This window comes from Clostridium formicaceticum (genome assembly GCF_001854185.1).
GTDB classification, from domain to species: Bacteria; Bacillota; Clostridia; order Peptostreptococcales; family Natronincolaceae; genus Andreesenella; species Andreesenella formicacetica.
In genome coordinates, this window is record NZ_CP017603.1 from 3,943,931 (window position 1) to 3,957,323 (window position 13,393).

Here is a 13,393-nt window from a genome sequence, read left to right on the forward strand (position 1 = left end):
CAGTGGGCGTAAAAACTCCCCCTGAATGAAGTCTCATTTTATATCTATTATTTTAATAAAGCCTCTAAGCTATAAGCACACTGTGCTCTTGTAGCAGGCTTTGTTGCATCAAAGTTAGGATAAAGAAGACCTCTTCTGTTGGCAACCCGGACATATCCAGCATACCAGGCTTCCCCTGCGGCGGGTTTGGCGCTGCTTTCTAAGCCTAAAGCATGTATAAGTACCGTCATTACCTCAGCCCCGGTGATGGTTTCCTCTGGAGCGAAAATTCCAGTACTTCTACCCTTCATTAAACCTTGATCCGCTACGACCTTGATATAAGGATTTGCCCAATGAGAAGCAGGAACATCTCTAAAATCTCTTGTAATAGCAGTGAAGGTTTTATTCTTATTTAAGGTAAGGGCTGTCATAGTAGCAAATTCCTGTCTTTTCACAGAAGTATTAGGTTGGAAGGTTCCATCAGGAAAACCCTTAACAATCCCTTCTGCTGCTAATTTTTTTATAGCTGTAGCTGCAAAATGATTTTGAGGTACATCACTAAAACGAAGATTCTCCCTTCTAAGCTTTTTATAAATACTTTCTCCCCTATTATAATCTCCTAAAGCCATCAAGGCTTGATAGGTAGCTATAGCATTACTTGCTCCGTCAACTGCATGGCTGAAGGAGCCATCGCTTTTTCTATAGGAAAGTAATGCTGTTACTAAGTTACCATTTTTTTTGCTCCATTCTGAACCTGCTGGATCTATTCCCAGCATCATTGAGCCTTGAATAACTTGAGAAAGGGATTCTGAGCTACTTCCCCCCCAGCCTGTAAAATCTCCTGTATCTCCCTGTTGATTTTTTAAGTATTGCATGGCCTTTTTCACAGCAGCATGATTTTTATCTTCTCCAAGGGCGCCAAAGGCAATTAGCACCATGCCGGTCATATCAATGTCTGAAGATTTTACTCTAGTATCGATGCTAAAACCACCATCGGCATTTTGCTGATCAACAAGCCATTTTAATGCCTTATCTCTATTAGGTATGGTTTCCCCTGCTGTATAAAGAGAAATAATCCCCCATATATGGGCATTGACTAAATTACTTCCACCTTTAGAAATGCCGTCACCAAACTTGCCATTACTGAGCTGTGACTTTTTTACCTCCTCTACAAGGTTATAGCCCCCAAAGTTTCTAGGATCTTTTCCTGCGGCTATTGCGCCAATAATGCTCCGTTGATAATCTGTACTTTTATCTGCACTAAATAATTCTCCCTTGCGTATTTGATTTTCTCTCCTGCTAATAAGGGAAGAAACATCCTTGCCTGCAGCAGAAAGTCCCAAAATAGGCCAATCCATCATACCATCATAACTACTAGCACTCACCGTTTTCTGTAGATAGCTGACGGTACTATTGAGATTGCTTGTTGCAGCGGCCTGTAAACAAAATATCATTGTTAAAGCAAAAGATAAAAGAAGTGCGATACTTTTTTTCATCAATGTCAACTCCTCTCCAATTCTTGTATAGGCAAACGACTTACTGTTAACCTTCTTTTGAATCTATGCAGTATCTTAATTAAATCAGTTCCTAAAAAGTACATAAAGAGTACATTGCCTAAAGCATGAATAAAATCAAACCATATACTTGTAAGCTGTATAGCAATGAAGGATCTTAAAGTCAGGGGATATACAAAGGTAAGCCAATGCCAGATATTCAGCAACCATCCAAAGCACAAGCCCCACAAGAAGGACAATATAAGGAGAAATATCTTTGCATGTCTTAATCTCCACCTACTAAGTATCCCCCCGCTGACACCTACCAGTCCCCATGCTGCCATTTGCCAAGGTGTCCATGGGCCATGACCTAAAAAAAAGTTGGAAACAAAAGCTGCCATAGAGCCTACCATAAGCCCAGACCCTGCACCAAATACATAACCACTGACTAATACCAAAAAGGTAGTAGGCTGAAAGCTAGGAATAGCAGCAAAGGGTACTCTGCTAAGACCTGCAAAAGCTGCCAGTGTTGCAGTAAGAGCAATCTCCTTTGTTGAAATATCTTTTTTATCGTACCAAAAATAGGTCATGATTAAAGATGCAGAAACAAGCATAAGACTAACTAGTGACCAATGGGTACCTAGCATTTTCGTCACCTCTTCTCTTAAAATAGATTATCTTACCCTATCACTGGTTGTTCTATTACCTTACTGATGACTTGAATCGATTCATCTATGTTCAAAACTTTGTCGCTGATTCCTTTAAACAAGCGATTTATCTGGGGAGCATAATATAGAGAATTGGCTAACACCTCTCTTTTTTTACCATCTGCTACAATTTCTCCCTCTGCCATAATCATGACCCTATCGCTAATCTCGGCAGCAAATTCTACATCATGGGTAACCATCAAAATACTGGTCCCCTTCTCCTTTATAAGCTGCAATGTCGCTTTTAATTGATCCTTTAACGATACATCTAGCCCTCTAGTGGGTTCATCCAGTAATAAAATATCTGGACTTGTAACCAAAACCGTCCCTAAAGCAACCCGTTGCCTTTCCCCTCCAGAAAGATCCCGGGGATTCATCCTTCTTTTATCCTTCAGGTTTAATAGAATTAAAATCTCCTCCACCTTCTTATCATCTTTCTCACCTCTTACCTTAAGGTTAAAGGCTATTTCTTCCTCCACCGTATCGTGAAACAAATAATCATTAGGGTTCTGGGATAAGTAACCAATATCCAATGCTCTTTTTTCAGGCTTGAGATGGGAGATATCCCTTCCTTTATAGACAATTTTTCCTTTCACAGGCCTTAAAAGGCCGCTAATTGTTTTTAAAAGCGTAGACTTGCCTGCGCCATTTTCTCCTAAGATCACCGTTATATTCTTTTCATAAAGCTGAAGATTGATTTTATTTAAAACAAAATCCTTTTTGTTATAGGTGCTACAAAGATTAGATAACTTCAGTATCTCTACAGCTTCATTGCTACCACCCTCTTCATCATAAAGCTTTATCAAGTCTTTAGATGCCATAGTGTTTAATAACCTTCTGCCCTCTTTAATGGTAAGAGGAATGTCCTCTTTCCTCCACTTTGAAAAAAACTGTGAAACAGGAGGTATATACTGAGGATATTTTTCTGCCGCCCATTCCACCATTTTTCTAGGGGAACCACTCTTTAGAATTTTTCCATTCTCCATGAAAATCACCCTGTCAGCTAAGTGAAAACATCTGTCAATCCTCTGCTCCACCAGCACCACCGTTAATCCCCATTCCATATTTAACCTTTGAACATAATTTAGAAGCTCCTGTGCGGCAAGAGGGTCTAGCTGAGATGTTGGTTCATCCAGCAATAAAACCCTTGGATGCATTGCCAATATAGAAGCCAAAACCACCTTTTGTTTTTGACCTCCTGACAAATGAAAGGTATTTTGATCCTTTAATGAAGATATCCCAAATAAAGCTAGCACTTCTGCAATTCTCCGTCTCATCTCTTGATAAGGCACTTGAATATTTTCCAAACCAAAAGCAATCTCCTGCTTCACTGCTGTCATCACCATTTGTTTCTCTGGATCTTGAAAAATCATACCTACTTCTTTGGCAAGCTGTCTTTTATCCCATTGCACCAAGGAAGATCCAGCATAACAGATCTCCCCGCCTATTTTTCCTCCATAATAGTCCGGTAATAAACCCGCCATTGCTCTAAGCAGTGAGGATTTTCCACACCCGGAAGGTCCAATGAGAAAAACAAACTCTCCTTCCTCTATCTGTAGATTTACTTCCTTTAAAGAAGGTTTTTCTACTTCTGGATAAAAATAGGTTAAATCTTTAATCTCAAATAATCCCATTTTTCCCACCCCCATGCTAGAATTGCTGGAAAAATCAGAAAAAATCCTATCACAAACATCATATACATATGTTCTCTTGAAACCAAGAGCATTCCTATTTTAGGGTAAAAAACAATCTCTGTATATCCGTACATTTTAGACCACACAAGTCCCAATAAAATCATCATGCTACTAAAAAATACCAAAAGATCTCTCGTGCCAAATGCCAATGCATAGTAACAACTGCGAGGACCACAACCATAGGCTCTAGCCTGCATACTTTCTCCTAAATTAAAGCTATCCTCTAAAGAAGAAAGCAACAATACTTTAACCAAAGGCAATCTATTTTTTATTCTGTTTATACGACTGCCGGTATAATACTGCACACCTCTGCACTGTTGTATTTCAGCTGCACCTTGTAGCTGCTGACTCATGTAGGGAATAGTTTTTGTGGTTAAAGCCACCAATAAAGCTGATTTAGGAAACACCTTTGAAAATAGAGACAGTGCCTTATCAGGATCTACAACCCTGTTATAGAAAATAAAAGTTGAAAAAATGATGAAGAGTCTTAATCCCATCACCAGTCCAAACATCAGCGTTTCCAGTGAAATAATAATCCTCCCTAAAACAGGGACAATAGGGCCTCTCCACAACACTGTAGCTCCCATATTACTGATGAAGAGATGTACAATCATCAGCATGATTACCATATAAGCATACACCCTTAGACTTTTTAGCCAAGTCTCAAAATTTTTAGAAGCTATCAGAATAAAAATAACGCCAATCATAAAAAATATAAGAAGAATAGGATGCGTGGTCATAATTGCACCTATAACAATCATCATAATGTAAAACAATAATGTCATTGGATGTAACCTTTGGAAAAATATATCCTTCTTTTCAAAAACATACATAGTTCAGCCTCCATCATTCTTGTACTGGCAAACCGATCACTTCTGAATTGGTAACTAAGACACCAAACTTCTTTGCTATTTTATCTTCATCCTTCACTAAAACATCCATGACATTTCTCATTCCCTCCATATCAAGGGCTGTTAAAAGCCACAGAGGTGTAGCATCCCCCATTCCTGTAGCTGTGGATAAAATGGCTCCTACCTCTTGGCTATAGGAGGTTTGCTGTTCGCCTTTTATATTTAATGAGTAGAAGGCTTCTTCACTAAGCTCTGCAAACCAACCGGTTTTATCCCTATGATCCTGTACCCCCTGCCAAAAACTACTTTTTGAAAGTTCTTCCCATAAAGCAAGTACAATAATCATTTTTTCCCTATTAGCCGCCAATGTTTCTTGATACGCCTGCACCTCTACATCTTCTACTCCTGCTTGTTTTAAGTAGCCTTCCAAGGAATCTGCCAATGCTTCACAGTCCTTTCCCGCCAGAATAAGGGTTCCTGGATTTTTACCTTGATAACCATTAAGAAAAGGTTGTGGAAAAGCACCGATCACTGCAGGGGTAAAGGGAATATCTCCCCATGAATGATAATCCCACCATATGCTGTCTTGATCCGTTGGGAAATACTCTGTTGCACCAACACTCGTCATAATACCATTAATGAAATAAAACCAGTCTGATTTTTCCTTTTCGGCAGTGTTGGTATAGCCAGATATAAGTCCATTGATACCATTGACAAAGCCTCCACCATATTCAGTTTCAATATCAAGATGCTGGTTTAAAAGATCCATGACAGAGGTTTGAACCTCTAATTGAATGATTTCATCAAAAATATCTTCCTCACCAAAATCTCTAGTTACCAATAAATTTATTTCTCCCGGGATGGTGTCAGGAGGGTTGCTGCACCCTCCTATAAGCAACGCCATCGCCAGCAGTACAACAAGTAAAACTGTTTGTAATTTTTTCATAAAACGTCTCCTCATTTACAAAATCGTTGACTGCTCCCTTTCCCTTAAAAACTTATAAATTAAAACAGCACTTTCTGCTCTTGTTACATATTCCTTTGATCTAAAGGTTTCATCTGGGAATCCCCTGAAAATTCCCCTGTCAACAACCTGTGCTACCCTATCTATCGCCCAAGAAGCTATTTGATGGTTATCTTTAAAGATGGTTGTTCCTATCGCTTCTCTTTCACCTAAAATCTTTGACATCATTACTGCTGCTTGTTCTCTTGTGAGTTTATCGTAAGGAGCAAAGGTATTCTCCGTTAAACCACTGATGATTCCAGCCTCTAGGGCAGCCTGTACATGGATCGCATACCAGTCCTCTTCCCTTACATCTTGAAACCTTCCTTGATAGCTTATATTATCATCTAAACCCAGCACCTTCACCAATAGGGTTGTAAACTCAGCCCTGTTCACTGCTCTAGCTGGCTCAAAGCGATGATCTCCAACCCCCTTTATAACACCCTTTTCTACAAGATACTTGATTTCTTTTATTGCCCATGAATAGTTTTCTTCATCTACGTCTTGGAAGGATATAAGAACTGCTTTTTCTTCCTCTTCTTCCTGCAATTCCTCTGTAGCATCTTTTCTTACCAGTACAGAAAACTTACTAAAATCCTCTACCAATCCTGTAATAGTTCCTGTGGAGGCATCCACCACTGTGGCTAGTGCTACCCATTGCTCTTCATCTTCATGATACCGAGCCAAAACAATATCCTCATAGCTTACGTCTTCTGGTATCGCTACGCGAATAGATATATACATCGGCTTATTAAAGATCAATCCTTTAGGTCCAAACGCGTAGATAGAAGACAGGAATTGATGGGTTGATGGTAAAACGATATTTTCTTTCTTTTCCATTTCCTTTACTGTGATTTCTTCTTCTTTACTGATGGCATCCTTGGTAATTTTTAAGATAATCTCATTTTTTTCATCTGTTACAATGCTTTCTTTTCTAGCCTCAACTTTTTGGGTAATAGCTACAATATTCTCCTCTAACAGACTTTGTAGTGCCTTCCTCTGGCTCTCCGTCATAGGCTGATCCTTACCTATAACGATACTGGTAGCCTCTAGTTCTTCAATCGGTATGCTTTTAACGAAGTTCTTATGTTTTGAAGCTTCCTCTAGCTTCTTTATAGCGCCCATTATAGATTCTTCAATTTCTTTGCTAAGTAATATTTCTCCCTGCGTTGTTGCTGCAGCTCCCCCTCCTCCTGGAGAAGTAGAAGTATAATCTTCAGCCCAAAACCAAAGGAGATGATCTCCATCTTTTAATGTATATTCAGTGGCTGGTATGCCGGGTATGATGGAACCTACCTTGTATTTCCATCCCGCAGTACTGGTGCCATCTTCTTTTTCTCCTGCAATCTCCTCAATATAAGCATTGTTGTCTCTTGCACGATAAGAAACGCCTGTGGCTTTTAACGCTTCAAAGGGATTTGCTTTATCTTTGGATAATGTAATCCCTCCAGAATAGTGGTTTTTGTTGTTTTTGCCGACAATCTCCACCCTTACTTTTATCTCATCCGACACAGGATTACCACCAGAGCCTCCGCCTGTATTGGATGAAGTATAGGCGATAAACTTTGTAAAATGTTTTGTCCAAATAACCAGGTCATCATCTACATCAATTTTTGCTATTCCCCCAGCAGGTAAAGCATTGGCTGCCGCTTGGGTATCTTCACTTAAAGTAGTTACTATCTCAACAGGGCTGTTGTTAGCACTTACGAAAGCTGCTGATTTTCCTGCCTGTTCTGGCATCACGATTCTAACCCCTTGGTCAAACTCTAGCCTACCTGCAGGAAACCCTATCTCCACTACAGCATTTACTGTTCCATTACTAATAGAAACTTCTTGATTGCTGACGACCTTAGGCAGTTGAATGCTGCCATCCCAATTGCTTGTTCCGGTAACTTGGAGGTTTTTAGGAAATACTACCTCAATATTCCCAATACTGCTATTGGCATTTACTTGAACAAAGGGCAACGTAATACTATGGTTTTGCAGCTCCGTTATCTTCATAAAGTTGGTAGCCGTTGTATTGTCAAGTAATATATTTACCGGCTCATTAGCGCTTAATTCTATGGTTTCCGCTGCATTTTCACCTATTGTCACTTTTTTAGCTCTGATGACCTTAACAGTATAGGTGTTTATAGCAGTACCATCCTCCGCCACAATCTTGATCTCTATTACATTTTCTTCAGGATATTCCTTCGGTACCTCTATTTTTTCAAAAGCATCACTTACTGTCTTGTTGTTTATCGACATGATCGCATTTGTATTTGCCTTTATAGGATTGATGGTAATTTCACTCACATCACTACCTATATACAGTGTATATTGATAGGTTTTCGAAGAAAAACTTGGACTCAAGAAACCAGTGCTACAGCGTAAATCAAGTAAATCTGCATTATCACTGACCTGCTTTTCCTTTAATCTCCAATACACTGGTTCATTAGCCAATAAATCACCGATGGCAATTAAGGCTTGCTGTGTAGCAGCCTGGTTGGTTCCTCCCTCTGGTAAAAAAGCAAAGGAATGATCTTCTTTTTTATAGCTTATAAGGGCATGTAACGGTGTTTTACCATTTTTCATCCAGCTATCACCCGTAATATTTTCTCCTACTGCAACCAAGCTTGAAATCACCATAGCAGAGCTATTGGCATTTTCACTTCCCATAGAAGTAAAAATGGAAGCAAAACCGCCACTATTTAATTGAGCAGTCTTTAAGTAGCTTATTGCTCTCTGAATCCCAGTATCAACCCCCGTCATTCCTTTATGCTGTCCTAGAACAGATAATGCCATAGCAGTTACATCTGAATCAGCAGTAGTACTTAAGCTAAATCCTCCATTGTTTAACTGTTTGCTCAATAGATGGCCTACAGCTTTATTCTTATCATAAGAGGCTTGTGCAGCATCCAGCGCCAACATAGCGTAAATGTGATTATTTATGCTGCCAAAGGAACCGTCAGTGGCATTTTGTTTATTGCGTAACTCATCCACTAAATTCCTTCCCTGCCAATTTTCAGGGTTTTCTCCTATAGCTAATAATCCCATGATTCTCCCAGCATAATCTGTTGGAGATTTATCGGTAGAAAAATCTGCACTCTGCCACTGGGGTAAAGTCCAAACAGCATCCTTTAGGTTTTCACCAGCTCCCTTTAAAGCCACCAACTCCCACCAAGAAGTTAGCTCTCTCCTATTATTTTTATAGTAGCTCACTATATCTTCAACTAATTTTTCTAATTCTGGCAACGCACCTGGAATGACTTTTTCTCTAAATGTACTTATTGCTTGATTTAGTGCAGCCACCGCTGCATCTACTTCTGCTTGTGTTATGGTTTCACTATTTATTACAGTTGTTGCATGGTTGAGGACTGTTTGTAGTTGGTTTACCGCTGCTTGAGGGTAATTGCCAGGATTTTCTCCTACCACAGCATTGCTTATTAATTTTTCAGCTTCTCCAATAGCATTTGTCAAAGCTGTTTTGTTGACTTGCGGCACACTTGAGCCTTCCCCTACCGTTATAGGAATATCCCCTGTCCTTACCAGAAGTGGATAACTATTAGCCACATCCTTGCTTACGCGTATGCTATAGCTTCCTGTTGTAGTGACATCTATTGCTGGTATCACTGCCTCTCCAGCATCGTCAGTAAAATACACTTTATCCTTAAAAACTACTTTTGCGCCTTCCACCGCCATCAACTTTATTTCTACATCCGGCCAGTTACTATAGTCTTCATAACTAGAGGTTACTTTCACCCTTATCTCCTGTCCCACCTGCGGATTTGCTGGTTCAATAGACACAATCGGAATCAGCGTATCGGGAGGGAACATACCATAATAAAAAACAATCTCTTCTCCACCTTGTATTATGTACTCTCCTGCACCTACTGCAGCTGTTTCATTATTTACTAAAAACATCCATCCATCATAGCCGCCAAGCATGCCGCTTATTTCTCCATTGATAGACTCAATATACAATCCGTAGGTTCCTTCTTTTATTTCATATGCTATTCTTGCGTTACTTAATGCTTGGCTTAAAGCATCAAGAGCAGTTGGTATACTACCTATTGTTTCTACCTCAACTTCTCCACTAAATATATTACCACCTATTCCTTCTACCCTTAAAGAAAGATGTCTCGAAATCCTTTCTAAGTTGTCCTGCGCTGCACCTAGCATATTCACCCCACTGTCTATAATATCTTCTCCATAGACAGTTTCCGCCACAGTTTCTGATGCAGTTGTACTCGTAGGGCTTATATCACTATTAGCTAAAACCTGACCATTAAAAAGCAATAAAAACATCAGTATAAACGAAATAGACCTAAATAATCGTGACTTATTCGATTGAAAAACGTTTTCTTTTCTCATGCCTATCCCCCTTTGTAAATTTTCAAACCCTCCTACACTATATAGGAAGGATTTTAAGGTCTTCTTCTTTAAGTGACTTACCATCTCATCTAAAGTACTGGACTTTTCTAAACAGTTGATATTCCTGCTATCTCTCCCCCCTTCACGCCCCAAAAACAACAAAGTCCCCTTTTTGCCATTTGTAGCACTAAAGGGGTCCTGAAGTAGATTTACATGAAAAATAAACCTCTCCCATATTCGCGTGGGCAAGTTTTCATCAATATAGAACAAGCAGGTTTCCTGACTCAGGATCATTGTCATAGTTGTGTCTTCCCAGATAGCATCCTCCAGTGACGATATTTTACAACTCGACTCTCCCTTACAGTGGCGCGACCGTGCTGGACTTTCACCAGCTTCCCTCTCTACTTTTTTAAAAGCATCACTTATTCTATTTACTTTTTAATTTTATGTCCTTAAATATAGGGTATCACTGTTAACATAATATGTCAAGGAATATCTTCCAGTACATACAGAAATAGCCTTCCTATACTTTCAGTTTACTTTGCCAATAGGTTATTGCACAACTTAAAATAATAAATTAAAAAAATTTCAAAATATATTGACATCGGATACTGTATACATTAATATATATCTTTAATCAATAGCATAAAGGCAGGTGTATCTATGAAAAATAAAAATATAAAAATCGTTGTAACAGGCGATATCTGCATCAATTCCCTTCAATGGATTACCGACCCTCAAAATAACGAAGGATTCAATTGGCAAACCCATTTAAATATGCACAATATGCTAAAGCCTGGAGAGTCTTTGCTTCTTTCTCAGCTTGTAGAATTAGCAACTGGTGCTTCTATTCTTGCCCCTAAAATTGAGGATATGGCATTAAAACTTTCAAGAGAATTTCTTCACTCTACTGCAGAGCTTAACCTTTTCCCTAAATATGATGATAGAAGAAACGAGGAGAAGGTGTATCGTGTAAAACACTTTCTTGGGTTTACAGGGCCCTCCTCAGGTATACCAAAACTTCTTCCTATCATCAATGATGATGAAAATGCTGCTATGGTTATTATAGATGATGAAAATAATGGGTTTAACTTAAATACAGCGTTTTGGCCTTTAGCCATACAAACTCCTGAAAAGTCACCAATTATTCTATACAAAACCAACAATCCTAACGGTTCTAGTAAGCTTTGGAAGCATTTAGAAATGAATCATATAGAAAATACAATTGTCGTAATAAACAGCGATGATTTACGTTCAAAGGGGGTGAATATCAGCAAAAGCCTTTCTTGGGAAAAGACCGCTCAAAACTTCTTATGGCAAATTAATAATAGTCCTAATCTTGCCTTTCTCGCAAACTGCCATCATCTTATTGTGCCCTTTGGTCTTGAAGGTGCCATCTACTATAGAAATGATGGCATTGCGGAATCTCGCTTATACTTCCTTCCTGATGAGGTTGAAGGGGGTTTTGTTAAGGAAAATCAAGGAAAAATGTATGGTCTTACCTCCTGCTTTGTTGCAGGTTTAGCACAAAGTATTGCTTCTGAAAATGCTGATAAGGCATCTTTATCTATATCCATTAACGATGGCATACGTCAAGGTATTGTTGCCGCTCACAAATACTTTATTGAAGGTTTTGGTGAAAATCTGGAGGAATCCCCCTTCCCTCATCCTTCGATTTTTATAGAGGATGAAAATCATTTTATTTATAAAGAACATGTGCAGGATGTAAGAATACCTTGTTCCTCCAGCACCAACTGCTCCTCCTGCTGGTATATTCTTAAGGATAAAAGTTCTGCTAATTTAGCGGAAATTGCTTATGATATTGTTAAAAACGGTGAAGGAAGGGTTGCTAAATTTATCCCTATCGCACAATTTGGAAACTTAAAAACTGTAGACCGCGTTGAAATCGAAAGTTATAGATCCATAAAAAATCTCATGTGGGAATATGTTTCCAGTAAGAATACCGTTCGTCCTCTTTCCATTGCAATATTTGGAACACCAGGCTCTGGAAAATCCTTTGGGGTAACTGAAATAGCTGCCAGCATTGCACCAAAATTAATAAAGAAGTTGGATTTTAATTTATCCCAATTTCGTTCACCATCAGATCTCATAAACGCCTTTCACAGGGTAAGAGATTACTCACTGCAAGGACGAATTCCTCTAGTATTTTTTGATGAATTTGATTCCAGTTTCGAAGGAAAACTTGGATGGTTAAAATACTTTTTAGCACCTATGCAGGATGGCGTTTTTAGAGAAGGAGAAGCTACCCACCCTATAGGAAAAGCAATTCTTGTATTTGCCGGTGGAACCGCCAGCACTTTTAAGGAGTTCTGGGGAAAAAATCTCACTGATGAAAACGAACAAAAACAATTCTTATTAGAGTTCAAAAATGCAAAAGGCCCTGACTTTGTAAGTCGTTTGAGGGGTTATGTCAACATTCTAGGCGTTAATCAAACCACTGATTCCCGCGATCAGTTATTCATCATTAGAAGAGCTATGCTCCTGCGGTCATTTTTGCAGCGCAAAGTACCCCATCTCATCAACGATAAGGGTGAAGCTCAGATTGACAATGGTGTATTACGGGCATTGCTTAAGGTTCCTAGATACAAACATGAATCAAGGTCTATGGAAGCTATCCTTGAGATGAGTATGTTGGCACAAGCAAAAAAATGGGAACAATCTCATTTACCCTCTAGGGAACAATTAAAGCTCCATGTAGATGAAGAACAATTCTTACGCCACATGATGCATGATTCTTTTTATAGTGAAAAAATAGAGAATCTTGCAATAGCAGCCCATGAGAAGTATATCTCTCTTTACGCTGACAATAAAGAGATTGATCCGAATTTTGTTCAACCATGGCAATCTCTGAGTGAGTATCTTAAAGACTGTAGTCGTGATCAGGCAAAGCATATTCCTGATGCCTTGCTGAAGATAAACTATGATATTGTTTCCGTTAAGGATAAACCACCGATAAAAGAATTTACAGATAGCGAGTTAAAAATTTTAGCTGCCCATGAACATACGCGATGGAGTCTACATAGAAAGGAAGCTGGTTGGAAATATGGTCCAGTGAAGGACTATAAGAAAAAAACAGAGCCAGCCCTTGTGTCGTGGGACGTGCTTCCTCATGAAAAGAAAATCAAGCTATACGAAATCGTCAAGATTTGGCCAGAAATTCTTGCTAATGCTAACTTTGCTATAGAACAGTTAACCTTTTCCCGCAATTGTGAAGCCTTAGGTTAATTTATAAAAATAAAATCAGCAACACACTAACACACAAAATCAACGCCCTTCAGCAAGTTAAAGGCAT

Annotated in this window: 7 protein-coding genes and 1 riboswitch; of the genes, 1 reads left to right on the top strand and 6 read right to left on the bottom strand. The window is 39.0% G+C overall.

Annotated features, from left to right (window positions below; all coding sequences use genetic code 11):
• Positions 1 to 47: 47 nt before the first annotated feature.
• Genes BJL90_RS18425 through BJL90_RS22180 form a run of 6 tightly spaced genes read right to left on the bottom strand, consistent with a single transcriptional unit; the run spans position 48 to position 10,080 of the window.
• Positions 48 to 1,475 carry an S-layer homology domain-containing protein gene (locus BJL90_RS18425; RefSeq protein WP_070971541.1) on the bottom strand — a complete coding sequence of 476 codons (1,428 nt, stop codon included), beginning with the start codon at positions 1,473 to 1,475 and terminating at the stop codon, positions 48 to 50.
• 5 nt (positions 1,476 to 1,480) lie between these two features.
• Entirely contained in the window at positions 1,481 to 2,119 is a 639-nt protein-coding gene (locus BJL90_RS18430; RefSeq protein ID WP_081562095.1) for an ECF transporter S component, read from the bottom strand.
• A 32-nt stretch (positions 2,120 to 2,151) separates the two neighbouring features.
• Positions 2,152 to 3,813 (bottom strand): ABC transporter ATP-binding protein, encoded by a 1,662-nt coding sequence (locus BJL90_RS18435; protein WP_070971548.1) that lies wholly within the window; start codon positions 3,811 to 3,813, stop codon positions 2,152 to 2,154.
• Entirely contained in the window at positions 3,786 to 4,706 is a 921-nt protein-coding gene (locus BJL90_RS18440; RefSeq protein ID WP_070971551.1) for an energy-coupling factor transporter transmembrane component T family protein, read from the bottom strand. The genes BJL90_RS18435 and BJL90_RS18440 overlap by 28 nt, the downstream gene beginning before the upstream one ends.
• A gap of 13 nt (positions 4,707 to 4,719) precedes the next feature.
• Positions 4,720 to 5,670: a DUF4430 domain-containing protein gene (locus BJL90_RS18445; protein WP_070971554.1), complete on the bottom strand. Its 951-nt coding sequence runs from the start codon at positions 5,668 to 5,670 to the stop codon at positions 4,720 to 4,722.
• Positions 5,671 to 5,685: 15 nt separating this feature from the next.
• Complete coding sequence (locus BJL90_RS22180) at positions 5,686 to 10,080, bottom strand: S-layer homology domain-containing protein (RefSeq protein ID WP_169824241.1); 4,395 nt, start codon at positions 10,078 to 10,080, stop codon at positions 5,686 to 5,688.
• A 252-nt stretch (positions 10,081 to 10,332) separates the two neighbouring features.
• Positions 10,333 to 10,521: riboswitch (cobalamin riboswitch) on the bottom strand.
• 222 nt (positions 10,522 to 10,743) lie between these two features.
• On the opposite strand from BJL90_RS22180, the gene BJL90_RS18450 reads away from it, so the two are divergent.
• Positions 10,744 to 13,326 carry a RyR domain-containing protein gene (locus BJL90_RS18450; RefSeq protein WP_070971557.1) on the top strand — a complete coding sequence of 861 codons (2,583 nt, stop codon included), beginning with the start codon at positions 10,744 to 10,746 and terminating at the stop codon, positions 13,324 to 13,326.
• The last annotated feature ends 67 nt before the right edge of the window (positions 13,327 to 13,393 follow it).